This window comes from Hydrogenophaga sp. IBVHS1, from assembly GCF_002127265.1.
In the GTDB taxonomy this organism is placed as follows: domain Bacteria; phylum Pseudomonadota; class Gammaproteobacteria; order Burkholderiales; family Burkholderiaceae_C; genus Hydrogenophaga.
In genome coordinates, this window is record NZ_NFUU01000003.1 from 665,327 (window position 1) to 689,847 (window position 24,521).

A 24,521-nucleotide genomic window follows, 5' to 3' on the forward strand; every position below is an offset into this window, starting at 1 on the left:
GATGGGCAATATAGTCGAGTGCTCATGTTTGAATCCGCCCCAGATGTCGCCGCCCTGCGCGTGCTGCCACCCACCTCGCAACCGCTCTCAGCGGCCGCTCGTGCCTACAACCTGCAGCTCACCCGCATCGACAAGCTCAAGAGCCAGCTCGCCGAGCTCGATGCACTGGGTCAGTGCCACCGGCTGGCGCTGCACGAGGCGGTGGCGCCGCTGCGTGGCGACGTGGCGCAACGGCAGCGTGAGCTGGCGCTGGCGCTGGACGTGCACCTGCAGGGCAAGCTGCTGAGCGAGGGCCAGACAGTGACCGCACGCACCGAGCTGTGCCGTCTGGCGCGCACCCTGGCCGAAGAGGGTGACGCTGCCATGCGCGAACTGCACGATCGGCACAGCCCGCGCTCCCTGGCCCAACTGCGGCAGGACCACGCGGACGCCATGCGCGAACGACTCGAAGCCGTGCTGGGGGAGCCGCTCGACGACGACGGACAAGACCTCAGCGCCGAACAACTGGTGCGCGCCGGGCTCGAACGTCTGCGGCGCTCTCAGGAGGCCGCACAGGATCGGCGCCGCGAAGCCGCACACGCGAAGCGCTCGCGCAAAAAGCCCGGCGCGGAGCAGCGAGACACCGAACAGCACCATGCCGACACGCTGTTGCGCCGCCTGTTCCGCCAGCTCGCCAGCGCGCTGCATCCCGATCGCGAATCCGATCCCGCCGCTCGCCTGCGCAAGACCGCACTCATGAGCGAGGCCAACGCCGCCTATGAAAAGCGCGACCTCGTCACGCTGCTGCAGATCCAGTCCCGCGCCGAGCTGGCTGACCCCGCAGCGGTGCACCGCCTGCCCGATGAACGCCTGGCCGCACTCACGCTGCTCCTGAAGGCGCAAGTGGCGGGGCTGGAGCGCGAACGCGCTGCCCGCCAGGCGCCGCTGGCCCACGAGTTCGCTCTGCCCGAGGGTGTCTCACCCAACGCCAACACCTTGTTGCAGCAACGCATCGATCAGGTGCAGGCGCTGGAGTCCGAGCTTTCGGGACTGTCCCAAGACCTCGACGCGGTGAGCGACGACCGCCGGCTCAAGCGCTGGCTCAACGCCCGCCGCTGAAGCCCGGCAACAGATCGCGCGTGATCTCTGCCGCCGGCAGCTCGCGGCAGCCGCTGGGGTTCTGTCCCGACCACAGGGGTGAAAAATCACCACTGCCGTGCGCTTCCCAGTGGGCCCGCAGCGGCGCCATGGCCGCCGTGGCCAGTGGAAATGCCGGTGCGGCCGGGTTCATCGGGCCGAGTTCACGCATGACGCGGTTGACAATGCCGCGCGCGGGGCGACCGGTGAACACGTGTGTCAGCGCCGTGTGGTGCGCCGCTTCGGTGTGCAGCGCGGCGCGGTGCACGGCGCTCGTGGTGGCTTCCGCGCTGCAGAGGTAGGCCGTGCCCACCTGCACGCCCGAGGCGCCCAGCGCCATGGCGGCGGCCACGCCCGCTGCATCGGCAATACCGCCGGCAGCGATCACCGGCACGCTCACCGCGGCCACGATCTGCGGCAGCAGCGCCATCGTGCCGATCTGCGTCGTCAGGTCGTCGGTGAGGAACATGCCCCGGTGGCCGCCGGCTTCCACGCCCTGGGCGATCACCGCATCCACGCCGAACGCTTCCAGCCAGCGCGCTTCTTCGATCGTGGTGGCCGATGAAATCACCACGCTGCCCCAACTTTTCACGCGTTCCAGCAAGTCGATGTCGGGCAGTCCGAAATGAAAGCTCACCACCTTGGGGCGAAACCGCTCCAGGATGTCGGCCGCTGCGCGGTTGAACGGCACACGGCCCGGGCCACGAGGGACATCGTTGATATCCAGCCCCGCTTCTTCGTAGTAGGACGCCAGCCAGAAGAGCCAGGCCGCTTCGCGCGCGTCGTCGGGCTCGGGTTGCGTGTGGCAGAAGAAGTTGACGTTGTAAGGCCGCGTGGTGCCAGCCGCGATGGCGCTGAGCTCGCGCTCCATGGTCTCGGGCGTGAGCATGGCGCAGGGCAATGAGCCCAGCGCGCCCGCGTTGCACACCGCCACCGCCAGCGCCGCTCCCTGCACGCCCGCCATCGGCGCCTGGATCAAGGGATGTTCGGTGCCGAGCAGTTGGGTGAGGGCGTTCATGCACGGCATTCTCGCCGGGGTATTCGGGCGGGTAAACCCTGAATGTGTTTCCAAAAAAATCATTTAACATATTAAATAAATGAGCGATGCCAACACCCCCTTCATCCACCGCAACCTGCCCCGCCTGTTGCTCGAAGCGCGCGAGGCCGTGATGCTGCACACCCGCCCCAGCCTGCGCGAGCACGGCCTGTCGGACCAGCAATGGCGTGTGCTGCGCGTGCTGGGCGAGCACGCACAAACGCCCGGCGGCGTGGAAACCGGGCGCGTGGCGCGCGAAGCCTTTCTGCTCGGCCCCAGCCTCACCGGTGTGCTCACGCGCATGGAGCGTGATGGCCTGATCGAGCGCAGCCGCTGCCCTCAGGACGCCCGCCGCACCGTGGTGCGCGCCACCGCCGCCGGCCTGAAACTCGTCAGCGCCTTGTCCGGCACCATCGAATCGCACTACGCGTGGATGGAACAGCGCCTGGGCAAAGCGCGGCTCGAACAGCTCTACACCCTGCTCGACGAGGTGATCGCGCTGGAGCAACCCATGGAAGCCGAGGTGCTTGAAGCATGAACACCACCTCATCTCCCGCCCCGACCTGGTTGCCCGAAGGCACGGTGTATGGCGCACTGCTGAACTTCCAGCACGAACACACCCTGTGGGCGCCGCAAATGAGCCAGCCGCCGTACAAGGCGCCACCTCAGGCCCCGGTTCTTTATGTCAAAACCGCCAACACCTTCACCGTGTGCGGTCAGCCGATCGCGTTGCCTGCGGGCGCTTCGGTGGAGGTGGCCGCCTCGCTGGGGCTGGTGATGGGAGCCGGTGGTGTGGCGGGCATCGTGTTGTTCAACGACGTGGCCATTGCGCACGAAAGTTACTACCGTCCTCCGGTGAAGACGCGTTGCGTCGATGGCTTCCTCGGCCTCGGCCCCGAGTGCGTGCCGCTGGATGAACTGGGCGGGCTCGATGCGCTTCGTGAACTGGAGATCGAACTGCACCGCAACGGCGTGCACAAGCAGACCACCCGGCTGGCCGAGTGGGTGCGCGATGCCATCACGCTGCTGACCGATGTGCGCGAATTCATGTCCCTTCGTCCTGGCGATGTGTTGATGACGGGCACCGACTGCCTGCCCGAAGGGGGACGCGAACTCGTGCACGCGGGCGACACCGTGGAGATCACGGCGCCCGGGTTCAAACCGGTGGTGCACAGCTTCGTGGCGGAGGAAACCACATGAAGCACGCCCGCATTCAATGGAATGGCAAGGTTCACGACGCCATCGAGGCCGAAGGCCAGCTGGAACTCACCTCGGGCGATCACCAGGGCCGCCGGCTCTCGTTCGATGAAGTGGTGTGGCTGCCACCGCTGGCGCCCATGCCGCCGAACCGCCCACGCACCGTGCTCGCGCTGGGGCTGAACTACGCCGACCACGCCAGGGAACTCGCCTTCAAGGCTCCCGAGGAGCCGCTGGCCTTCGTCAAGGGCGAGGCCACGCTGATTGGCCATCGCCAGTTCACACTGCGGCCCGCTGGTGTGAACTTCATGCACTACGAATGCGAGCTGGCGGTGGTGATCGGCCGCACGGCCAGGCGCGTGGCGAAGGACGACGCGCTGGACTTCGTGGCCGGCTACACCGTGGCCAACGACTACGCGATCCGCGACTACCTGGAAAACTGGTACCGGCCCAACCTGCGCGTGAAGAACCGCGACACCTGCACGCCCATCGGCCCCTGGCTGGTGGACGCGGCCGACGTGCCTGATCCGATGAACCTGGCGCTGCGCACCACGGTGAACAGCCAGATCACGCAGGAGGGCAACACGCGCGACATGATCTTCGACGTGCCCACGCTGATCGAATATTTCAGCAGTTTCATGACGCTGCAACCCGGCGACCTCATCCTCACCGGTACGCCGGATGGCGTGGTCGACTGCCAGCCGGGCGACGTGATCGTCACGTCCATCGAAGGCGTCGGCGATCTCGTCAACACCATCCAGCAACACCTCCCCGCATCCTCATGACGATCCAGCACCTCATCAACGGCCAGGCCGTCTCGGGCCCCGCCACGTTCGAAACCATCAACCCCGCCACGCAGGAGGTGCTGGCCGAGGTGTGCACCGGTGGCGAAGCGGAAGTGAACGCCGCCGTGGCGGCGGCCAAGGCCGCGTTCCCGAAGTGGGCCGGGCTGCCGGCCACCGAGCGCGCGAAGCTGATGCGAAAACTCGGAGAACTCATCGCGGCCCACGTGCCCGAGATCGCAAGCACTGAAACCAACGACAGTGGCCAGGTGATTTCGCAGACCGGCAAGCAGCTCATTCCGCGCGCAGCCGACAACTTCCAGTACTTCGCCGAGATGTGCACGCGCGTGGACGGCCACACCTACCCAACACCCACGCACCTGAACTACACGCTGTTCCACCCGGTGGGCGTTTGCGCGCTCATCAGCCCGTGGAATGTGCCCTTCATGACGGCGACCTGGAAAGTGGCGCCCTGCCTGGCCTTCGGGAACACGGCGGTGCTCAAGATGAGCGAGCTCAGCCCGCTCACGGCCGCGCGGCTGGGTGAGCTGGCGCTGGAGGCGGGCATTCCCGCCGGTGTGCTGAACGTGGTGCATGGCTACGGCAAGGAAGCAGGTGAGCCGCTGTGCGCGCACCCGGACGTGCGAGCTATCTCGTTCACCGGCTCTACCGCCACCGGCAACCGCATCGTTCAGAGCGCTGGGCTGAAGAAGTTCAGCATGGAGCTGGGCGGCAAGAGCCCGTTCGTGATCTTCGACGACGCCGACCTCGACCGCGCTCTCGACGCGGCACTGTTCATGATCTTCTCGAACAACGGCGAGCGCTGCACAGCGGGCAGCCGCATCCTGGTGCAGCAGAGCATCTATGCGGACTTCGTGCAGAAGTTCACCGAGCGCGCGAAACGCATCACGGTGGGCGACCCGCTGGACGAGAAAACCATCGTGGGCCCGATGATCAGCCAGGCGCATCTGTCCAAGGTGCGAAGCTACATCGAGCTGGGTCCGAAGGAGGGCGCCACGTTGCTTTGCGGTGGGCTTGATCGACCGTCGTACGCGCCTGAACTGCCCGGCCGCGTGGCCAAAGGCAACTATGTGTGGCCGACCGTCTTTGCCGATGTGGACAACCGAATGCGCATCGCGCAGGAGGAAATCTTCGGCCCGGTGGCCTGCCTGATTCCGTTCAAGGACGAGGCGCACGCGATCGAACTGGCGAACGACATCCAGTACGGTCTTTCAAGTTATGTGTGGTCGGAGAATCTGGGGCGAGCGCACCGGGTGGCGGCGTCGATCGAAGCGGGCATGTGTTTCGTGAATTCGCAGAACGTTCGCGATCTGCGTCAGCCCTTTGGTGGCACCAAGGCGAGTGGCACGGGGCGCGAAGGCGGCACCTGGAGTTATGAGGTGTTTCTGGAGCCCAAGAACGTCGCTGTGTCTCTGGGGTCGCACCATATTCCGCATTGGGGGGTTTGAGTGTTCATTTCGCTCCACCGGGTTGGCGGGATCGAGCGGGCACGGCGCTCTGCTCCGCGAATGTCCTCCGGCGGCTGGAGCCGCCTCCCCCTTTATTTCGCTGCGCAGAGCGCCGTGCCCGCTCGATCTGAAGTGGCGTGTTGGCGCCCCAAGGCTTCAAGCCACGGAGCAACCAACCAGCAACAAGGAAGATGACATGGGAAAACTAGCCCTGGTCGCCAAGATCACCCACGTCCCCTCGATGTACCTCAGTGAACTCGACGGACCCCGAAAAGGCACGAGGCAGGACGCCATCGATGGCCACAAGGAAATCAGCCGGCGTTGCCGTGAACTCGGGGTCGACACCATCGTCGTCTTCGACACCCACTGGCTCGTCAACGCCAGCTACCACCTCAATTGCGCGCCCCATTTCAAGGGCACGTACACCAGCAACGAACTGCCCCACTTCATCAGCAACATGGCCTTCGAGATCCCGGGCAACCCCGCGCTCGGCCAGTTGCTCGCCAAAGTGTGCAACGAGCACGGTGTGGAAACGCTCGCCCACCACGCCACCACCCTCGGCCCCGAATACGGCACCCTTGTGCCCATGCGCTACATGAACGAAGACCAGCACTTCAAAGCCATCTCCGTTTCCGCGCTGTGCCAGTCCCACTACCTCAACGACAGCGTGCGCCTCGGCTGGGCCATGCGCAAAGCGGTGGAAGACCACTACGACGGCACCGTCGCATTCTTCGCCAGCGGCTCGCTCAGCCACCGCTTCGCGCAGAACGGCCTCGCCCCCGAATTTGCCTTCAAGATCTGGAGTCCCTTCCTCGAAACGCTCGACCGGCGCGTCGTCGATATGTGGGAACACGGCGAATGGAAATCGTTCTGCGAGATGCTGCCCGAGTACGCCGCCAAAGGCCACGGCGAGGGCTTCATGCACGACACCGCCATGATGCTCGGCGCACTCGGCTGGAGCGACTACGCCGGCCGCGCCGAAGTCATCACGCCGTACTTTGGCGCCTCCGGCACCGGCCAGATCAACGCCGTGTTTCCCGTCACGCCGCAGACCGGAGCGGCCATCCCTGCTGCGCAAGCCTCGTCCGCCGCCGGCTACCAGGCCGTGAGCCGTCTCTGAGCCCGACCATGCCTCACCTCGTCATCCTCTACACGCCCAACCTCGACCGTCCCGCCGAGCAAGGCGGTGTCGACATGGGCGCGCTGTGCCGCGAACTGTGCGACGCCATGCTCGCCGTGCGCGACGAGTCCGACCGGCAGGTGTTCCCCACCGGCGGCACGCGCGTGCTTGCGTACCCGGCGGCGCACAGCGCGGTGGCCGACGGTGGCGCGGCGGGCATTGCTGCGGGCCTGGGCGACGACTACGCCTTCGTCTACATGAACGTGCGCATGGCCAAGGGCCGCAGTGTCGTGGTGCACCAGCGCGTGGGCGATGCGCTGCAAGCCGTGGTGAAGGCGCGTTTTGCCGCCCGGCTTGCCGCGCGGCCTATCGGCATCACGGTGCAGGTGGACGAAGGACACGAGGTGTTCGATGCCAAGACCAGCTCCCTGCACCCGCTCTTCAACCGGAACTGAACCCATGCTCGACGACGCCCTCATCCAGCAACTGGCTGCCGAGCTTGAGCAGTCGGAGCGGACCCGTGTGCCGCTGGAACATTTCTCGAAGCGCTTTCCTGCCATGACGATTGAAGACGGCTACCGCGTGGGCCGCGCCTGGGTGGCCTTGCAGATCGCCAGCGGCAAACGCGTCATCGGTCACAAGATCGGCCTCACCAGCCGCGCCATGCAACTCTCCAGCCAGATCGACGAGCCCGACTTCGGCACCCTGCTCGACAGCATGCGGTTCAACGCGACGGCCGGCAAGGTGCTGGAAATTCCTGCCAGCCGCTTCATCGCACCGCGTGTGGAAGTGGAACTGGCCTTCGTGCTCAAGTCGCCGCTGAAAGGCGCGGATGTCAGCGTGGAGGACGTGCTCGCCGCCACCGACTTCGTGACGCCAGCCATCGAGATCATCGACGCGCGCATCGAACAGTTCGATCGCCACACCAAGGTCATGCGCAAGGTGTTCGACACCATCAGCGACAACGCGGCCAACGCCGGCATCGTCATCGGTGAAGGCGATGCGCGTTACCGCGCCGATCCGCGCACCACTGACCTGCCCTGGTGCGGCGCCATCCTGCGCCAGAACGGCGCGGTGGAAGAGACTGGCCTGGCCGCAGGCGTGCAGGGCCATCCGGCCATTGGCATCGCCTGGCTGGCGCACAAGCTCGCGCCGTGGGGCGAGTCGCTGCACGCCGGCCAGATCGTGCTGGCTGGTTCATTCACGCGGCCGGTGGCCGCCAGGGCCGGCGACCTGTTCGAGGCCGACTACGGCCCCCTGGGCTGCCTGCGGTTCAAGTTCGTCTGATCGCCAATTTCATGCAAACACCTGTCAACACCTTCAAGCAGGCTCTGGCCGCCGGCCAGTCACCCATCGGGCTGTGGGCCGCGCTCGCCAGCCCCTACAGCACCGAACTCATCGCCGGCATCGGCTTTGAATGGCTGCTCATCGATGGCGAGCATGCGCCCAACGATGTGCGCAGCACGCTGGCCCAGCTGCAGGCCGTGGCCAGCGCGCAGCAGGCCTTTGGCGACCTTCGCTCGCACCCGGTGGTGCGCGTGCCGGTGGGCACTGGCGATGTCGGTGTGGCCCTCATCAAGCAGTACCTGGACATTGGCGTGCAGACCCTCCTGGTGCCCATGATCGACACGCCCGAGCAGGCCGATCTGGTGGTGAGGGCCACGCGTTATGCGCCCGCCGGCATTCGCGGCATGGGCAGTGCGCTCGCGCGGGCTTCGCGCTGGCAGGCGCATGCCCGCTATGTGCACGAGGCCAACGAGCAAGTCTGCGTGCTGGTGCAGGCCGAGACCGTGGAAGCCATGAAGCACCTCGACGCGATCGCCGCCACACCGGGTGTGGACGGCGTCTTCATCGGCCCGGCCGATCTGAGCGCCTCCATGGGCCACCCGGGCAACGCCGGCCACCCGGACGTGCAGGCCGCCATTTTCGACGGCATCTCGCGCATCCGCGCCGCCGGCAAGGCCCCCGGCATTCTGGCCACCACCGAACCGCTGGCGCGCCAATGGCTGCAGGCCGGCGCGCAATTCGTGGCCGTGGGCGCCGACACCATGCTGCTGGCCGCCGGCGCCACCAGCCTGCTGGCGCAGTACAAGGGCACGGGCCAGGCTGTGCGCAACACCTACTGAAGGAGAAGCATTCGTGAACACCGCTCTGAACCCCACGAGCACCACACCCGCCGGCATGCACGCGGACGAGTGGGCCGCACGCACCGAACTCGCCGCCTGCTACCGCGTGTTTGCCATGCTGGGCTGGACGGAGATGATCTACAACCACATCACGCTGCGGATGCCCGCCAGCGTGTGTGGTGAGGACAAACAGTTCCTGATCAATCCCTTTGGCCTGCACTACAGCGAAGTGACGGCGCGCAACCTGGTGAAGATCAACCTCAAAGGCGAGGTGCTCGATGGTTCACCTCACCCGGTCAACCCCGCCGGCTTCACGGTGCACGCCGCCATTCACGATGCCCTGGAAGGCGCGCACTGTGTCATGCACACCCACACCACAGCCGGCGTTGCCGTGGCCTGCCTCAAGGGCGGTTTGCAACAGACCAACTTCTACACCGCGCAGTTGCACGGCATGGTGGCCTACCACGACTTCGAGGGCATCACCATCCACGCCGATGAAGCGCCTCGTTTGCTGAAAAGCATTGGTGAGAAGCCGGCGGTGATTCTGCGCAACCACGGCTTGCTGGCCTGGGGCGCCACGCTGCCGCAGACCTTTGCCATTCTCTGGACGCTGCAACGCGCTTGCGAAATCCAGCTGGCCACCTTCTCAATGGGCGGCGCCGAGGCGGCCATTCCCGTGCCCGAAGCCATCGCCGCGAAATGCACCCGCGACGCGCTGCAGTTCAACCCCCACCATGGGGCTGGCCGCGATGTATTCGATGCGCTGGTCCGGCAGGTCAACCGACTCGACCGCAGCTACCTGGAGTAATTTCTTGTCCCAACCCGAATTTCAACGCGTCGCGATCGTCGGCGCTGGCGCCATTGGCGGCTGGCTCGGTGTGCTGCTCTCGCACACCGGCTGCCTGGTGAGCGCGCTGGCGCGCGGCGACACGCTGGCCGCGCTGCAGCGCGACGGCCTGCAACTCCACCAGGACGGCAAACTCATCGGTGCGCCGGTGGAGGCCTCGTCGAGCGCGGTGGCGCTGGGCGTGCAGGATCTCGTCGTCGTGGCCGTGAAAGCGCCTGCCATGACCGAGGTCGCGCGCAGCATCGCGCCCCTCATCGGGCGCCACACGGTGGTGCTCACCGCCATGAACGGCGTGCCCTGGTGGTTTTTCAACGAATTTGGCGGTGCACGTACGGGCACGCGTCTGCAAGCGGTTGACCCGGGCGGTGCGATCGATCGGGCGGTGCCTGCGCGCAATGTGGTGGGTGGCGTGGTGCATGCCAGCTGTTCGGTCGACGCGCCCGGTGTCGTTCGCCACCACTTTGGCAATGGCCTCATCGTCGGCGAGCCCTCGGGCGAACGCAGCGCGCGTGTGGTGGCGCTCGCCGAACTGCTGCAGCGCGCCGGCCTCAACGCCAGCATCTCGCCGCAGATCCAGAAAGACGTCTGGTACAAGCTCTGGGGCAACATGACCGTGAACCCGGTGAGCGCGCTCACCGGCGCCACCACCGACCGCATTCTGGGCGACGAACTGGTGCGCGGTTTCATCAGCAGCGTCATGCTCGAGGCCAAGGCCATCGGCGCGCACATCGGCATTCCGATCGACCAGCAGCCCGAAGACCGCCACGCCGTTACGCTCAAGCTCGGCGCCTTCAAGACCTCGATGCTGCAGGACGTGCAGGCGAGGAAGCCGGTGGAGCTCGACGCGCTGGTGAGCGTGGTGCGCGAACTCGGCCAGCTCACCGGCGTGCCCACACCGTTCACCGATGCGCTGCTTGGCCTCTCGCGCCTGCAGGCGCAGACGCTCGGCCTCTACCCCGAAACACCCGCCCGGCAGGGTTAGCCCCCTACCCGCCCTAGGCGGGGCACAGAAAAATCGGTTCATGCCCTCCACCTGGACCCTCGACGCTCCCGCCGCCGGCCAAGCCGTCTCGTCGGCTGCGGTGCATGGCCTGCTCGAGGTGGCCAGCGCACCGCTGAGTGCGGCGCGGCTGTTGCGCGCCGTCCAGCAGGTGGTTCCGGTGCAATACCTCTCGCTGGTGGCCTTTCACCGGCACACGCCCGAGCTGATTGAAGGCAGCTCCCAGCACACGCACGATCGCGATGTGGTCGCCGAGTGTTTCGCCATTTACCGACGCCGCTATTTCCGCAGCGACTCCGTGATGCGAATGGCCGACCACGTGGGGTCCCGCCCCGCGCGCGAGGTGGCGGTGCTGCACTGCCGGGCCGATGAACTGCCCGTGGCCGGCTGGCGCGACGACATCTACGTGCGCGAACGCCTCACCGAGCGCTTCACGCTGCTGCACGCACCCACGCCGGGCGCCGTGCAGGCCATTCACCTCTACCGAGACGACAGGCAAGGCTTCTTCCAGCCGTCCGAAATCGCGCAGTTGCTGGCCTTGGCCCCGCTGCTGCGACAGGCGCACCACGCCGCGTTGCAGGTGGGCGCCGTGGTGGCCGATCGCCAGGCCCAGGTGGCGCAGGCCGAGCGGCGCCTCTCGCAGCTGGCGCCGGTGCTCTCGCCGCGCGAACGCGCGGTATGCGCCCGCATCGCCTGCGGGCTCAGCGCCGATGGCATCGCCGCCGATCTCGATGTGGCGCCGTCCACCGTCGTGACGCTTCGCAAGCGCGCCTATCTCAAGCTGGCAGAGCTCGGTTTGCCTGCCGACCGGATGCGCCTGGCGCGCTGGCTGGGCTAGGGTTTCTCCGAGGAAGACTGACCAGGGATCGGTATTTTCGGCGCATAGAATCTGCGCACCCTGGAGGCGGAGAAACACTCATGAAACAGATTTGGCGCGCACTGCGCGGCTTGTTGCTGGCCGTTGCGCTGGTGTACCTGGGCGGCTGTGCCTCCTTCTACGTCGACGGCAATGCGCCGGAGGTGCCGGTCGCGCAGTACAAGAAGCCGGCTGCGCCGACCGAGGTGCAGTTGATCTGGGAGTTCCAGACCAAAGGCGTGGCGAACGCCACGGCCACGCAATACCTCAAAGCCCGCGTTCTGGACCAGCTCGCCACCAGCGGTCTGTTCGCCAAAGTGAGCGACGCCCCTGTGGCCAGCGGCGCGCTGCTGACCGCCACGGTGAACAATGTGCCGCTTAGCGATGACGCGGCTTCCAAAGGTTTTGTCGCCGGCCTGACCTTCGGGATTGCAGGCCAGACGGTGGGAGACGGCTACGAATGCACGCTGCGCTACACACCGGGACGCAGTGGCGCGACCCCGCTGGAGCAGAAGAGCAAACACGTCATCTACACCAACATCGGCGCGGCCGGGCCACCTGCGGGTGCCCAGAAGGTGGCCAGCGTTGAAGAAGCCGTTACCACCATGCTGCGCCAGTTGATCAGTCGAACCCTCAACCCCCTGTCACAGGACCCCGCATTCCCATGAACTCTCTCGCCCTTCGCCTTGCCCCGTTGTTGGCCGTGCTCGTGTTCGCGGGTTGCGCGAACATCAAACTGGATGCCACGGGTGCCACGCCCGCCACCGTCGAGAAGCTGCGCAGCGCCAGGCTGGCACCGGCTCAGGTGGGGGCCTTCCGCCTGGCACCGGGCAAGGACCCGGCCATGGACACCTCGTTGAGCGGCCTCAGGGGGAATTCGCTGGCACCGGCCAAGGGCACCTGGTCGCAACTGCTCAAGGACACGGTGCTCGCCGAACTCACCGCCGCAGGCCTTGTCGACCCGGCGTCCAGCCTCGTCATTGAAGGGCTGCTCACCGACAGCAAGGTGGACGCCGCCATCGGCACCGGCACCGGCCGCCTGGCCGCTCGCTTCATCGTGAAAAACGGCAGCCGGGTGGCGTACGACAAGGAGCTCGCCGTCGACGCCCAATGGGAGTCTTCGTTCGTGGGTGCGGTGGCCATCCCCGCCGCCATGAACCAGTACGGTGCCTTGTACAAATCGCTCGTGGCCAAACTCGTTGACGACCCCGACTTCCGGCGCGCGCTGACGAAGTAAGAGGTACCCCTGTCCATCCCCTCCGGAGGGGACGGACCGCCTGCCGCCTCCACCTAGCATGGGTCTCCTTCCCCAAGAGCAGGAGACAGACCATGTGGTTGCGAAACTGCTGGTACGTGATCGCCTGGGACCATGAGGTCCCGCAGGCCGACGCCCCGCAACTCTTCACCCGCACCGTGCTGGGCGAGCCGGTGCTCGTCTACCGCACGCAAGCCGGTGAGGTGGTGGCGCTGGAAGACCGCTGCTGCCACCGCCACGCTCCGTTGTCGGCCGGACGGCGCGAGGGCGATTGCGTGCGCTGCGGCTACCACGGCCTCAAATTCAACCCACAAGGCCAGTGCGTTGAAGCGCCGGGTATCGAGATCGTGCCGGCCAAGGCGCGCGTGCGCCGCTACCCGGTGGCCGTGAAGAACAAATGGGTGTTCGTGTGGATGGGCGACACCGCGAAGGCCGACACCGCGCTGCTGCCCGACAACTTCAGCTGCGACAGCGCGGACTGGAAACACCAGCCCGGCTACCTTCACTACGACACGCCGTACCTGCTCATCTGCGACAACCTGCTCGATTTTTCGCACCTGAGCTATGTGCACGAAAAATCGCTCGGCGGATCCACGCGCATTGCGCAGTCGCGCCCGGTGATCGAGCCTGTGCCTGGCGCCACCGCCGACTGGCCGCAGATGGGCATCAAGGTATCGCGGCATGTAAACGATGTGCCGGCGCCGCCGTTTTACCAGCGCTTCCGCCGTTTCGACACCAACCTGGACCGCTGGTTCGTCTACGAATTCCTGCTGCCCGGCACGCTGCTCATGCACTCGGGTGGGCGACCCACGGGTGCCGCACCCGACGCACCCGGGCCTTCCGTGCGGCTGCACAGTTGCCAGACGCTCACGCCCGAAACCGCCACCACCACGCATTACTTCTTCCAGCAGTCGCACCCCGTGGACGAGGGCGACAACGCGGTGACCGAGAGCATCTTCAACAGCCTGGTCGGCGCCTTCAATGAAGACCGCGACATGATCACCGCGCAACACCGAAACATCCAGCTCAACCCCACGCTGCCCATGCTGCCGCTGGCCATGGACGCCGCACTCGCGCAGTTCCGCCGCCTGCTCGAAACGCGGGTGCAGGCAGAACAACGCGCCACCACTTCACCCCCCACGGCCGTGCCGGCCTGATCACCAACGGAGACTCTCGATGACCCGCAAAACCTTTCTGCTTGCCCCGCTGGCTGCCACGCTTCTTGCCACCACGGGCCTTGCGAGCGCACAGACCGTGCTCAGCGTTTCCACCTGGTTGCCGCCTTCTCACGGCGCCACCATGGCGCAGAACCAGTGGTGCGAAGCGGTGGAGAAGGAAACCAAAGGCAGCGTGAAGTGCAACCTGCTGCCCAAGGCGGTGTCCGCGCCGCCCGGCACCTTCGATGCCGTGCGCGACGGCCTGGCCGATGTGTCCTACACCGTGGACGGCTACACGCCCGGTCGCTTCATCTTTACCCAGGTGGCCGAGTTCCCGTTTCTTGGCGACAGCTCCACCACCACCTCGGTGGCGTACCAGCGCATCTACGACAAGTACTTTGCGCCCATCGGAGAGCACCGGGGCGTGAAGGCGCTGGCGGTTTTCACGCACGGCCCGGGCATCATCTTCACCGTCAAGCAGCCGGTCACCTCCGCAGCCGACGCCAGCAAACTCAAGTTCCGCATTGGTGGCGGCAACATCAACGAGCTTTCCAAGGCCATGGGCTGGAACACCACGCTCAAGCCCGCCACCGATTCGTTTGAGCTGCTCTCCACCGGTGTGATGGACGGCACCTTCTTCCCGGACGAATCCCTGCAGTCCATGCGCCTGTCGATGGTGAAGTACGCGACCACCTTTCCCGGCGGGCTGTACAACACCAGCTTCGTCTTCATGATGAACGAGGCCAAGTACAAGAGCCTGAAGCCCGAGGAGCGCGCCGCCATCGACAAGGTGTCGGGCGAGGCGGCCGCGCGCCTCTTTGGTGCCGGCTGGGACCGCACCGACGCCGCATCTCGCGAAATTCAGAAGCAGACCGGCGTGCAGCGCCAGATGGCCAGCGATGCCTTCGTGAACGAGGTCAAGGCGAAGCAGGCGGCACTGGAAGACAAGTGGGTGGCGGCAGCCGAAGGCCGGGGCCTCAAAAACGCTCGCGCGGTGCTGGCTGAATTCCGCGCCGAAATTCAGAAGGTCAAGTGATCAGCCCAGCAAGGCGGGAAAGAGCTTCACCAGGCCGGTGGCCATCACCTCCACCGACAACGCTGCCAGGATCAGACCCATCAGCCGCGTCATCACGTTGATGCCGGTCTGGCCCAGGAAGCGCGCGATCGGCTCGGCGAGCGTGAAGCAGATGGCGGTGGCCACGGCGATCACCACGCCGTAGCCCACCAGGGCGGCGTGCTGGAAAAAGGTCTTGGCCTGTTCGGCGTAGATCACCACGGTGGACATGGTGGCCGGGCCGGTGAGCAGCGGGATCGTCAGCGGCACCACGGCAATCGAGGCGCGGGCCGATGCGTCCTCCACCTCGCTCGGGGTGGTTTTGGCCTCGGCTGGCTGCGCGTTGAGCATTGACAGCGCCGAGGTCAGCAGCAGCATGCCGCCGCCCACCTGGAAACTCGCCAGCGAAATGCTGAAGAACTCCAGGATCTGCAACCCCACGATGGCGCAGGTGGCGATCACCGCGAACGCGCTGACGGACGAGATCAGCACCGTGCGCCGCCGCTGCTTTTTCGAGAAACCCTGCGTGTAGTGGATGAAGAAAGGCACGATCGCCAGCGGGTTGACGATGGCGAGCAGGGTGATGAGCGGCTTGAAATCCATGGGCGGGATTGTGAGGGATGTCGCGATCGCACAGACGATCCGGCGCCGGGCCGCCCCAAGCCGGATCAGCCCCCCTGGGGGGCAGCGACCCGCGAAGCGGCGGAGCGTGGGGGCTCTTTCAACCTGAACATCCCGTAGCCCTCCATGTGCAAAACTTTCTCATCGCGCTGGTTGAACATTTCCCAGACCGTGCGCACCAGGCCCACATCGGGCCGTTTGCTCATGGGCCGCTTCTCGGTGATGGTGTGCTGCAGGCGCAGCGTGTCGCCGGGGAACACCGGCTTGAGCCATTTCAGGCTTTCCAGCCCGGGTGAGCCCAGGCTGGAGGTGTGCACCAGAAAGTTGGTCACCATCAGCCGCATCGCCATGGCGCAGGTGTGCCAGCCGCTGGCGCTGAGCGCGCCGAACACCGATGCCTTGGCCGCCTCGTGGTCGAGGTGGAAAGGCTGAGGGTCGAACTGGCGCGCGAAGGCCACCGTTTCTTCCTCGGTGGGGGTGATGGTGCCCAGATCGCGCGTTTCGCCGACCTCCAGGTCTTCCCACCAGATCGTGATTTCCTGTGCCATCTAGCGACCTCCCGACACTTCGATGAAGGACATGGTCGTGTACTTCGACACGTCCGACAACAGCCACACGATGGCGTGGGCCACCTCGTCCGGATCGCCTCCGCGCTTCATGGGGATCTCCGGGCTCAGGTCGCGCACGCGGTCGGGCAGGCCGCCCGAAGCATGGATGTCCGTGTCGATCAAACCCGGGCGCACGCAATTCACCCGTATGCCCTCGGTGGCCACCTCTTTGGCGAGGCCGATGGTGAAGGTGTCGATGGCGCCCTTGGCCGCCGCGTAGTCCACGTACTGCCCGGGCGCACCCAGACGCGCCGCAGCGCTGGAGACATTCACGATTGAACCCCCCGCGCCGCCGTGCTTCGTGCTCATGCGCCGCACCGCTTCGCGCGCGCAGATAAAGGAGCCGATCACGTTGATGTCGAACATGCGGCGCCAGCGCGCCACGCTCATCTGGTCCAGCCGCAGGGTCACGTCCACCACACCCGCGTTGTTGACCAGGCCGGTGATGTGCCCCAGCCTGGCGTCGATGCGCGCAAACATCGCCAGCACCTGGTCTTCATCGGCCACGTCGGCCTGCACGCTCATGGCATTGCCGCCTGCTGCGCGAATGGCGCGCACCACCTCGTCGGCCGCCAGCGAGTTCGCGGTGTAGTTCACCGCCACCGCCCAGCCCTGTCGCGCTGCCAGCCGCGCGGTCGCAGCGCCAATGCCGCGCCCACCGCCAGTGACCAGCAGCACCTGGCCGTTGGACTTGTCCATAACCTGTCTCCTGCAGAATGTGGTGGCATCGCGTACAACACAGGGCGCGCCTTCCAGCGCGACATTACAACAGTCTCAGGAGACCGCCATGGGTCGCACAGTCGACTATTACTTCGCCCCCCAGAGTCCCTGGACCTACCTCGGCCACGAACGTTTCGCCGCGCTGCTTCTTGAAACCGGCGCCTCCGTGCGGGTGCTGCCCGCCGACCTCGGCAAGGTGTTTCCCATTTCAGGTGGCTTGCCACTGCACAAGCGCGCGCCACAGCGCCAGGCCTACCGGTTGCTTGAACTGCGCCGTTTCAGCGAGGCGCTGGGCGTGCCGCTGAATCCCGAGCCCCGTCACTTTCCTGTGGCCGGCGACCCCGCCGCGCGCCTGATCACGGCGGTGGCCCTGCGCGATGGGTCCGATGCCGCCATGCGCATCACTGGCGCGGTCACGTCCGCCGTGTGGGCACAGGAGCGCGACATTGCCGACCTTTCCGTGCTCGCGGCGCTGCTGGCAGAAACCGGCCTGAACGCCTCTCGGCTGGACGAGTCGCAACAGGCCGACGTGCAGGCGCACTACGAACAGCAGACGCAAGCGGCGATCGATGCGGGCGTGTTCGGCGCACCCAGCTACGTGATCGATGGTGAACTTTTCTGGGGCCAGGACCGGCTCGACTTTGTGGCCCGGCGCTTGCAGGCCTGAACATTTCTCATCACCGCAACAGGAGCGAACCACCATGGGACAAACGATCAACCTCAAATCGGCCGACGGCTTCACCTTCCCGGCTTACGTCGCCGAACCCAGTGGCAAACCGCGCGGGGGTCTGTTGGTGTTGCAGGAGATCTTCGGCGTGAACTCGCACATCCGCTCGGTGGCGGACGGCTACGCGGCCGACGGTTATTTCGTCGTGGCACCAGCCACCTTCCACCGCGCCAAGGCCGGCGTCGAGATGGGCTACACCGAGGCCGACATGAACGCAGGCTTCGCGCTCAAGACCGCGGTGGAAGAACTGCCCGCACCCGGCGTGATGCCCGACATCCAGGCCGCCATTCACCACGCCGCACAAGGTGGCAAGGTCGGCATCGTGGGCTACTGCTGGGGCGGGTTGCTCACCTGGCGATCAGCCTGCGCGCTCAAGGGCCTTTCGGCCGCCGTGCCCTACTACGGCGGTGGCATGACCACACCGGAAGAGGCCGCACGCCAGCCCGGCGTGCCGGTGATGGCGCACTTTGGCAACAAGGACCACTGGATCCCGCTGGACACGGTAGAGGCCTTCAAGAAGACCCATCCCGGCGTGATCGTGCACGTGTACGAGGCCAACCACGGCTTCAACTGCGATCAGCGAGGCTCGTACAACGAAGCGGCCGCGAAGCTGGCGCGCGAACGAAGCCTGGCGTTCTTCGCCCAGCACCTGGGCTGAACTCCCATGTGGCGCAGCCTTGTCACGCTGGCGGTTTTCGGGGCTTGTGCAACAGCGTTCGCAGCCGACTACACCGGCCCGTTGTTCGATGCCCACCTGCACTACAACGACGAAGCTTGCGTGCACGACGCGCCCGCGCCGGGTTGCCCGCACCCCATGGCCGATGTGCTCGACCGGATGAAGCGCAACGGCGTGCGCGCCATCGTGGCCAACTCGCGGCCCAACGACGGCACCAAGGCACTGGCCACCGCGCGTGAGCAGACCGCTGCGGCGGGCGTCACGGTGGTGCCCTTCGTGCGCCTGTACCGCAACCGCGCCGACTACAGCAACTGGTTCCGCGACCCGAGCATCGTGGAAATGGTGCAGGCCGAACTGGCGCGCGGAACACCGGCCGGGCCCTACCGAGGCCTGGGCGAGTTCCACCTGTACGACAGCGCCAACGCCAACGGCCCGGTGGCAAAGCAGCTCATGGCGCTGGCCGAGGAAAAAGACCTGGCGATCCTCGCGCATGTGGACGACGAGGCGATCGACCTGCTGATGGCGAACACGCCATCGAAGGGTCAGAAGATGCGGTTGATCTGGGCGCACACGGGGATCGGAGGCAGTCCGGTGGCGCGCGTGGACGCGTTGTTCGCGCGTTACCCGAAGCTCATGGGCGAGTTGTCTTACCGCCCGGGCCTTGTCTGTGGGGACGGCCAGCTATGCCCCGAGTGGCGGGCGCTGCTGCTCAAGTACCCCGATCGCTTCATGATCGGTTCGGACACCTGGGTCAACCAGCGCTGGCTGTATTACGACGATCTCATGAAGGGCTACCGCGCCTGGCTCGGCGGGTTGCCGGCGGATGTGGCGCGCAAGATTGCATGGGACAACGGCGCTGCGTTGTTCGGTGTGCCCCGGCCTCGACCCTGAAGGCGTTCAGCGCCCTGACGTGCGCACCAGGTAGCGCTTGCGCCAGAAAAGGATGCCCAGCACTGCGGCAGTGAGGACCATCGAGCCGATCGCCCACCAGAAGCCGGTCTGCTGGTGAAGCAGCGGAATGAACTGGAAGTTCATGCCGAAGATGCCGGCGATCAGGTTCAGTGGCAGGAAGATGGCGGTGAGCGCCGTGAGCGTGCGCATGATGTCGTTGGTTCGGTTGCTCTGCGCGGAAAAATGCATCTGCACGGCCGTTTCAGCGTTCTGCTCCAGACGCCGCACATGGTGCACCACGCGCTCGATGTGTTCGAGCACGTCGCGAGAGCGCACCTTGAGCAATTCAAGCCCGCGCTGGCCGCCGATCGATTCGTTCGGTTCCCAGGTGGCCAGGGCCTCGATCCAGTCCTGGATGGCCGAGCGCTGGTCTTCGCAGATCTCGTCGAGCTGGTGCAGCGAGATGCGTGCGTCCAGCAGTGAGCCCCAGTTGCTGAAGCGCGCCTTGGGTTGCAGCAGCTCGGTCTGCCAGTGGTCGAGCTGACGCGTGAGCTCGCGGCGCAGCGCCAGATAGCCATCGACCATCTGGTTCACGATGCGCAGCATCAGGTCGGCCGGACTGGGCGGCAGGTGAACACCGGCCGCGCGTGAAGCCGCGGTGGCCGCCGACATCAGGCGGGTGGCGTAGTGCTCCAGCGCCTGGCAGCCAACGGGATGCACGGTGAGCAACACGCGGTCGAACACCGCAAACCCCACCGGACTGGTGTCGATGCGGCGCAGCACCGGCGGGCCGCCGCGCTTTGTGGTTTGCGTGAGCATCTCACCAGGGTGGGCCAGGTCGGTCTCGCTGTGCCCGGCGGCCAGCCGGCGAAACACCAGGATGTCGTATTGCGAGGTGTAGTCGTAATGCGAGGGCAACTGGTTGTTCAGCAGATCGGAGATGTGGAGATCCACCAGCGTCATGCCACACAGCACCTGCAGGGTGGATTGCACCGCACCTTGCTCCAGCTCGAACTCGCGTCGCCCGCAGGCAATCCACACATAGCCCTTTTCGGGCAGCACCATGGGCAGGGTGGCGGACTCGCTGACCGCGGTCGGCAGGATGTGGAAGACGCGCATGGGGAAGAGCTCAGCCCCGCAGCAGCCGTGCAGCGTCGCGCGCGAAATAGGTCAGGATGCCGTCGGCGCCGGCGCGCTTGAAGGCCAGCAGGCTCTCCATCATCACGGCATCGTGGTCCAGCCAGCCATTGAGCGCGGCGGCCTTGAGCATGGCGTACTCGCCACTCACCTGGTAGGCAAAGGTCGGCACGGCAAACTCGTCCTTCACGCGGCGCACGATGTCCAGGTACGGCATGCCGGGCTTCACCATCACCATGTCGGCACCCTCGGCAAGGTCCAGCGCCACTTCGCGCAGCGCTTCGTTGCTGTTGCCCGGGTCCATCTGGTAGACCTTCTTGTCGGCCTTGCCCAGGTTGCCGGCCGAACCCACGGCGTCGCGGAACGGGCCGTAGAACGCGCTGGCGTATTTCGCGCTGTAAGCCATGATGCGCGTGTGCACGAAGCCGCCCGCTTCGAGCGCGTTGCGGATGGCGCCAATGCGCCCGTCCATCATGTCGCTGGGCGCCACGATGTCCACGCCAGCACGCGCCTGTGTCAGCGCCTGCTTCGTGAGAATCTCGACCGTGGGGTCGTTGAGGATGTAGTTGTGCTCGTCCAGCAGGCCGTCCTGACCATGGCTGGTGTAGGGGTCCAGCGCCACGTCCGTCATGACCCCGAGTTGCGGAAAATGCCGCTTGAGCTCAGCCACCACCCTTGGCACCAGGCCATCGGGGTTCAGCGCTTCCTGGCCGTCTGGCGTCTTCAGGCTTTGGTCGATCACCGGGAACAGGGCCATCACGGGGATCCCCAGCGCCACGCAATCTTCGGCCACGGGCAACAGCAGATCGAGGCTCAGGCGCTCCACACCAGGCATCGACCCCACCGCCTCACGCCGCCCCTGGCCATCCAGCACAAACACGGGGTAAATCAGGTCGGCGGTGCTCAACCGGTGTTCGCGCACCAGATCGCGGGTGAAAACATCCCGGCGCAGGCGGCGGGGGCGATTCTGGGGGTAGGGAGCAGGTGGGTGCATGGGCCTATTGTGGCAAACCGTTTCCACTCCGGGACAGCGCCTGGACCCGCTGGAAAACCCGGGGGTGTGTGGCGAACTCCACAGTAAGAAGAAAATACTGCTACCGGGTACTGGGCCGGTGGGCGGCGGCGGTGATATTTTCGAGTTGTCCGGTTCAAACACGAACTTTTCTTCGCCCACCCGCGATCGCCCAGCCATGTTGACCACCAAGAAATCCAGCGCATCCGCCACACCGGCCCAGCCGTCAGCCGGGGCGCGCGAGACCGAAGGCTGGACGCTCGACGCTCACTGGCCAACGCTGTTGTCCGGGCTCGCGGACCAGATCACCGAGGGCGTGAGTGCGCTCCAGAACAGCATCGACCTGTTGCTGCAGAAAGGTCACATCAGCAAGCTCGAGCATCGCGCCCTGAGCATTCCTGCCGAGCGGATCAAGGGTGCGGGCCTCAGCGCCCAGCAGATTCACCGTTTCCATGGAGGCCGGATCCGGCAATCGCACGAAAAGGTGAACATGGCCGCGTTGATGGAGGACGTGCTCCAGGAGCGCAAGCAGGAGCTGGCCATTCTGGGCGTGGAGCTGCGCCGCAAGCTCAAACCTGTCGAGGTGCTGGTCGATCCCACGGTGGCCTACGCCTTTGTCAACGCGGTGCTGGACTGGAGCATCCCGTTTGGACATCGCATCGACGTGCGCATGGACCTGAATCACTGGCCGGAACATGCCCGGTTCCAGGTGCGCGTGTCCAACGACGGCTCCCCGCCCTCGAGCAACGCGTCAGCCGATAGTGTGAGCTGGATGCTGGTCCGCCAGATCGCGCTGGCCGCTGGCGGCATCGACATTGAACGCACGGTGAGCGAAGAGGGTGTGAACTTCACCGCCATGTTCAACCGCACGGTGCAGGCGGTCGACGGCATCTCGGCGGTCGACCTCTCGGACGACCATTCATCCATGTTCAAGTCGCTTTCCGGCGTCTACGTGCTGACCATCTCGCCCACGCTGCAGATCCGGGCCGATGTGCGCGATGCCCTGCGCGAGATCGGCATCGTCTCCGACAGCGTGGTGAATTTCGCCCAGGCGAGCGAGGCCATCCGCCGCCGCATGCCCAACCTCATCGTGGTCGACTCCGAAATCAAGGACCACGAATTCGATGTTTTTCGCCGCGATCTGCTGCGTGAGGTGTACGAGTTTCCGTTTGTGGAAATATCGCCCGACGACAGCTCGTTCGACATGTCGGGCTTTGGCGAGTTTTCCATGGCCAAGGTGGGGCGAGGCAACGTGCGCGAAGCGTTGGGCACCGCGGTCATGTTTGAACTCGCAAAAATGATGTAATTCTTTTAGCTACTGCAAAAACACAACTGAAGCAATGTCAGATCTGACAGGTTGCTTGGGTTTTCAGCACATTTCGTGTACCATTTCAGTGGGCCGTCGCAAGGCGGTTCCCCGCTTTTCCTCCCTGAGCGGGTGCCTTAGTGTGTGACAGCAAAAAGGCTTCCTGACCCGGCCCGAAAGGCCGGGTTTTTTTTGGCCGCCCGGTTTTTGCGGGTGCGCCGCCAACGGCCAGAGGCAGGGCTACACTGCCACGATGCTCTGGGTCAAATCCTTCCACATCGTCTTCGTGGTCAGCTGGTTCGCCGGCCTTTTCTACCTGCCGCGCATCTTCGTGAATCTGGCCATGGTGCCACCGGAGAGCGTTGCCGAACGTGAGCGCTTGCTTGTCATGGCGCGCAAGCTCATGCGCTTCACCCACATCCTTGCCGTGCCCGCTCTGGCCCTGGGCCTGTGGCTCTGGTTGGGCTACGGCATCGGCAAAGGCCCCGGCAATGGCTGGATGCATGCCAAGCTGGCGTTCGTGCTGCTTATCCTGGGTTACCACCATGCTTGTGTTGGCCTGTTGCGCCGCTTCGAGCAGGGTGGCAACCGCCGCAGCCATGTCTGGTACCGCTGGTTCAACGAAGCGCCCGTTGTCCTGCTGGTCGTGGTCGTGGTGCTGGTGGTCGTCAAGCCCTTCTGACAGCGGGTCCCGGCGCCTTGAACACCCGCTCTTCCGCCTGGCCGCTTTCGTTGCTGTTCGTCGGGCTGGTGCTGTACGCCAGCCTGTATCCCTTCACGGGCTGGCGCGTTCAGGGCGTGTCGCCGTTCGCGTACCTGCTGGCGCCCTTGCCTCAGTACTGGACAGGCTTTGACGTTGCTTCCAACCTGCTCGGCTATGCGCCGCTGGGCTTCCTGCTCACCATGGCCATGTGGCGCTCGGGCTGGGGAAAGTGGACCTGGCCGATGGCGCTCGGCTTGCCCGTGCTGCTCTCGCTGGCGGTAGAAACCGCGCAGACCTACCTCCCCATGCGTGTGCCCTCCAATGTCGATCTGGCGTTGAACGCCACCGGGGTCCTGATAGGCGCGGTGATTGCCCGGGCGCTGGAGCGGCTGGGCGTGCTGCGCCGCTGGAGCCAGTTCCGGGAGGACTGGTTCGAACCCACCACGCACGGCAGCATCGTGCTGCTGGCGCTGTGGCCGTTTGCCCTGCTGTATCCGCTGTCGGTGCCTTTTGGTCTGGGGCAGGTCTGGGATCGGGTCGAAGCAGGCATGCTGGAATTGCTCGACGAGACGCCCTTTCTGGCCTGGGTTCCCGTGCGGCTGGAGTTGCCGCTTCCGTTGAGTCCCTTGTCCGAGGCTTTCTGCATTGCCTTGTGTCTGCTGGCGCCACTGCTCATGGGCTTGGGGGAGATGCGGTCGGTGGCCCGGCGCGCCGTTTTCCTGATCATGTTGTTCCTCTGTGCCATGGGCGCTGCGGGTTTGTCGGCCGCACTCACCTACGGCCCGACCCACGCCTGGGCCTGGCTGAATCCGCAAGCCGAGCTGGGCATGGGCCTGGCGCTGGTGCTGGGCCTTATGGCCCTCTGGCTGCCTCGGCGGCTGTGCCACGTGCTGATGCTGCTGTGTCTGGCGGTGTCGCTGACGCTGCTCAACAGCGCGTCCGATAGCCCGTATTTCGCGCAGTCGCTGGAGGTGTGGGAACAGGGGCGGTTCATCCGGTTCCACGGGCTCTCGCAGTGGCTCGGCTGGTTGTGGCCCTTTGCCGCCTTGTGGTTCGGCCTGCGCGCCGTGGCAAGGCCGCCTCGCGGCGGCGCGGCCTAGAATCC

28 protein-coding genes are annotated in these 24,521 nt (G+C 65.8%); 22 read left to right on the plus strand and 6 right to left on the minus strand.

Annotated features, from left to right (window positions below; translation table 11 throughout):
* Positions 1 to 24 precede the first annotated feature (24 nt).
* Positions 25 to 1,098, plus strand: a complete 1,074-nt coding sequence (locus CAP37_RS21020) for a hypothetical protein (protein ID WP_086126874.1) — start codon at positions 25 to 27, stop codon at positions 1,096 to 1,098.
* Here CAP37_RS21020 and CAP37_RS21025 read toward each other — a convergent pair.
* Positions 1,082 to 2,134 carry a nitronate monooxygenase family protein gene (locus tag CAP37_RS21025; protein WP_086126877.1) on the minus strand — a complete coding sequence of 351 codons (1,053 nt, stop codon included), beginning with the start codon at positions 2,132 to 2,134 and terminating at the stop codon, positions 1,082 to 1,084. The two genes, CAP37_RS21020 and CAP37_RS21025, sit on opposite strands and share 17 nt — an antisense overlap.
* 79 nt (positions 2,135 to 2,213) lie before the next feature.
* Here CAP37_RS21025 and hpaR point away from each other — a divergent pair, with 79 nt between their 5' ends.
* The 15 genes from hpaR (at position 2,214) to CAP37_RS21100 (ending at position 14,997) form a co-directional block, all read left to right on the plus strand.
* Positions 2,214 to 2,690 (plus strand): homoprotocatechuate degradation operon regulator HpaR, encoded by a 477-nt coding sequence (gene hpaR, locus CAP37_RS21030; RefSeq protein WP_086126879.1) that lies wholly within the window; start codon positions 2,214 to 2,216, stop codon positions 2,688 to 2,690.
* Positions 2,687 to 3,352, plus strand: a complete 666-nt coding sequence (locus CAP37_RS21035; RefSeq protein ID WP_086126881.1) for a fumarylacetoacetate hydrolase family protein — start codon at positions 2,687 to 2,689, stop codon at positions 3,350 to 3,352. Before hpaR ends, CAP37_RS21035 begins: the two co-directional genes overlap by 4 nt.
* Positions 3,349 to 4,134 (plus strand): fumarylacetoacetate hydrolase family protein, encoded by a 786-nt coding sequence (locus CAP37_RS21040; RefSeq protein ID WP_086126883.1) that lies wholly within the window; start codon positions 3,349 to 3,351, stop codon positions 4,132 to 4,134. The genes CAP37_RS21035 and CAP37_RS21040 overlap by 4 nt, the downstream gene beginning before the upstream one ends.
* Positions 4,131 to 5,600 (plus strand): 5-carboxymethyl-2-hydroxymuconate semialdehyde dehydrogenase, encoded by a 1,470-nt coding sequence (hpaE, locus tag CAP37_RS21045; RefSeq protein WP_086126885.1) that lies wholly within the window; start codon positions 4,131 to 4,133, stop codon positions 5,598 to 5,600. The genes CAP37_RS21040 and hpaE overlap by 4 nt, the downstream gene beginning before the upstream one ends.
* Positions 5,601 to 5,796: 196 nt before the next feature.
* Positions 5,797 to 6,720, plus strand: a complete 924-nt coding sequence (hpaD, locus tag CAP37_RS21050; protein WP_086126887.1) for a 3,4-dihydroxyphenylacetate 2,3-dioxygenase — start codon at positions 5,797 to 5,799, stop codon at positions 6,718 to 6,720.
* 8 nt (positions 6,721 to 6,728) lie between these two features.
* The gene (locus tag CAP37_RS21055) at positions 6,729 to 7,175 is read left to right on the plus strand and encodes a 5-carboxymethyl-2-hydroxymuconate isomerase (RefSeq protein WP_086126889.1); all 447 of its coding nucleotides are present in this window, start codon (positions 6,729 to 6,731) and stop codon (positions 7,173 to 7,175) included.
* 4 nt (positions 7,176 to 7,179) lie between these two features.
* Positions 7,180 to 8,007 carry a 2-oxo-hept-4-ene-1,7-dioate hydratase gene (hpaH, locus tag CAP37_RS21060; protein WP_086126891.1) on the plus strand — a complete coding sequence of 276 codons (828 nt, stop codon included), beginning with the start codon at positions 7,180 to 7,182 and terminating at the stop codon, positions 8,005 to 8,007.
* An 11-nt stretch (positions 8,008 to 8,018) separates the two neighbouring features.
* Positions 8,019 to 8,846, plus strand: a complete 828-nt coding sequence (locus CAP37_RS21065) for an aldolase/citrate lyase family protein (protein WP_086126893.1) — start codon at positions 8,019 to 8,021, stop codon at positions 8,844 to 8,846.
* 55 nt (positions 8,847 to 8,901) lie between these two features.
* Positions 8,902 to 9,654, plus strand: a complete 753-nt coding sequence (locus CAP37_RS21070; RefSeq protein WP_373271110.1) for a class II aldolase/adducin family protein — start codon at positions 8,902 to 8,904, stop codon at positions 9,652 to 9,654.
* A gap of 4 nt (positions 9,655 to 9,658) precedes the next feature.
* Positions 9,659 to 10,675 carry a 2-dehydropantoate 2-reductase gene (locus CAP37_RS21075; RefSeq protein WP_256927074.1) on the plus strand — a complete coding sequence of 339 codons (1,017 nt, stop codon included), beginning with the start codon at positions 9,659 to 9,661 and terminating at the stop codon, positions 10,673 to 10,675.
* Positions 10,676 to 10,715: 40 nt separating this feature from the next.
* Positions 10,716 to 11,531: a LuxR C-terminal-related transcriptional regulator gene (locus tag CAP37_RS22150; protein ID WP_306297844.1), complete on the plus strand. Its 816-nt coding sequence runs from the start codon at positions 10,716 to 10,718 to the stop codon at positions 11,529 to 11,531.
* Between the two features lie 80 nt (positions 11,532 to 11,611).
* Positions 11,612 to 12,217: a hypothetical protein gene (locus CAP37_RS21085; protein ID WP_086126903.1), complete on the plus strand. Its 606-nt coding sequence runs from the start codon at positions 11,612 to 11,614 to the stop codon at positions 12,215 to 12,217.
* Positions 12,214 to 12,786 carry a hypothetical protein gene (locus CAP37_RS21090; protein ID WP_143436000.1) on the plus strand — a complete coding sequence of 191 codons (573 nt, stop codon included), beginning with the start codon at positions 12,214 to 12,216 and terminating at the stop codon, positions 12,784 to 12,786. The genes CAP37_RS21085 and CAP37_RS21090 overlap by 4 nt, the downstream gene beginning before the upstream one ends.
* Positions 12,787 to 12,878: 92 nt before the next feature.
* Positions 12,879 to 13,961 carry an aromatic ring-hydroxylating dioxygenase subunit alpha gene (locus CAP37_RS21095; RefSeq protein ID WP_086126909.1) on the plus strand — a complete coding sequence of 361 codons (1,083 nt, stop codon included), beginning with the start codon at positions 12,879 to 12,881 and terminating at the stop codon, positions 13,959 to 13,961.
* A gap of 19 nt (positions 13,962 to 13,980) precedes the next feature.
* Positions 13,981 to 14,997 (plus strand): TRAP transporter substrate-binding protein, encoded by a 1,017-nt coding sequence (locus CAP37_RS21100; RefSeq protein WP_143436001.1) that lies wholly within the window; start codon positions 13,981 to 13,983, stop codon positions 14,995 to 14,997.
* On the opposite strand, the gene CAP37_RS21105 is transcribed toward CAP37_RS21100, so the two are convergent.
* The 3 genes from CAP37_RS21105 to CAP37_RS21115 form a co-directional block, all read right to left on the minus strand.
* The gene (locus CAP37_RS21105) at positions 14,998 to 15,618 is read right to left on the minus strand and encodes a MarC family protein (protein ID WP_086126912.1); all 621 of its coding nucleotides are present in this window, start codon (positions 15,616 to 15,618) and stop codon (positions 14,998 to 15,000) included.
* A 65-nt stretch (positions 15,619 to 15,683) separates the two neighbouring features.
* Complete coding sequence (locus CAP37_RS21110) at positions 15,684 to 16,184, minus strand: MaoC family dehydratase (RefSeq protein ID WP_086126915.1); 501 nt, start codon at positions 16,182 to 16,184, stop codon at positions 15,684 to 15,686.
* A complete protein-coding gene (locus CAP37_RS21115; protein WP_086126918.1) occupies positions 16,185 to 16,943 on the minus strand; it encodes an SDR family oxidoreductase in 759 nt (252 codons plus the stop codon).
* 88 nt (positions 16,944 to 17,031) lie between these two features.
* On the opposite strand from CAP37_RS21115, the gene CAP37_RS21120 reads away from it, so the two are divergent.
* From CAP37_RS21120 to CAP37_RS21130, 3 genes are read left to right on the plus strand one after another with little or no spacing between them, the layout of a single operon-like run.
* Entirely contained in the window at positions 17,032 to 17,631 is a 600-nt protein-coding gene (locus tag CAP37_RS21120) for a 2-hydroxychromene-2-carboxylate isomerase (protein WP_086126920.1), read from the plus strand.
* A gap of 34 nt (positions 17,632 to 17,665) precedes the next feature.
* Positions 17,666 to 18,349, plus strand: a complete 684-nt coding sequence (locus CAP37_RS21125; RefSeq protein WP_086126923.1) for a dienelactone hydrolase family protein — start codon at positions 17,666 to 17,668, stop codon at positions 18,347 to 18,349.
* Between the two features lie 6 nt (positions 18,350 to 18,355).
* Positions 18,356 to 19,258, plus strand: a complete 903-nt coding sequence (locus tag CAP37_RS21130; RefSeq protein WP_086126925.1) for an amidohydrolase family protein — start codon at positions 18,356 to 18,358, stop codon at positions 19,256 to 19,258.
* Positions 19,259 to 19,264: 6 nt separating this feature from the next.
* On the opposite strand, the gene CAP37_RS21135 is transcribed toward CAP37_RS21130, so the two are convergent.
* Together CAP37_RS21135 and hemB are read right to left on the minus strand one after the other, a co-directional pair.
* Entirely contained in the window at positions 19,265 to 20,377 is a 1,113-nt protein-coding gene (locus CAP37_RS21135; RefSeq protein WP_086126928.1) for a magnesium transporter CorA family protein, read from the minus strand.
* A 10-nt stretch (positions 20,378 to 20,387) separates the two neighbouring features.
* Complete coding sequence (gene hemB, locus CAP37_RS21140; protein ID WP_086126930.1) at positions 20,388 to 21,389, minus strand: porphobilinogen synthase; 1,002 nt, start codon at positions 21,387 to 21,389, stop codon at positions 20,388 to 20,390.
* Between the two features lie 196 nt (positions 21,390 to 21,585).
* Here hemB and CAP37_RS21145 point away from each other — a divergent pair, with 196 nt between their 5' ends.
* From CAP37_RS21145 to CAP37_RS21155, 3 genes are all read left to right on the plus strand, one after another.
* On the plus strand, positions 21,586 to 22,713 hold the full coding sequence (locus CAP37_RS21145; protein WP_143436002.1) for a hypothetical protein: 1,128 nt from the start codon (positions 21,586 to 21,588) through the stop codon (positions 22,711 to 22,713).
* Positions 22,714 to 22,966: 253 nt separating this feature from the next.
* The gene (locus CAP37_RS21150; RefSeq protein WP_086126935.1) at positions 22,967 to 23,395 is read left to right on the plus strand and encodes a CopD family protein; all 429 of its coding nucleotides are present in this window, start codon (positions 22,967 to 22,969) and stop codon (positions 23,393 to 23,395) included.
* Positions 23,396 to 23,412: 17 nt separating this feature from the next.
* Positions 23,413 to 24,516, plus strand: coding sequence for a VanZ family protein (locus CAP37_RS21155; protein ID WP_086126939.1), 1,104 nt, complete (start codon positions 23,413 to 23,415; stop codon positions 24,514 to 24,516).
* Positions 24,517 to 24,521: the final 5 nt, after the last annotated feature.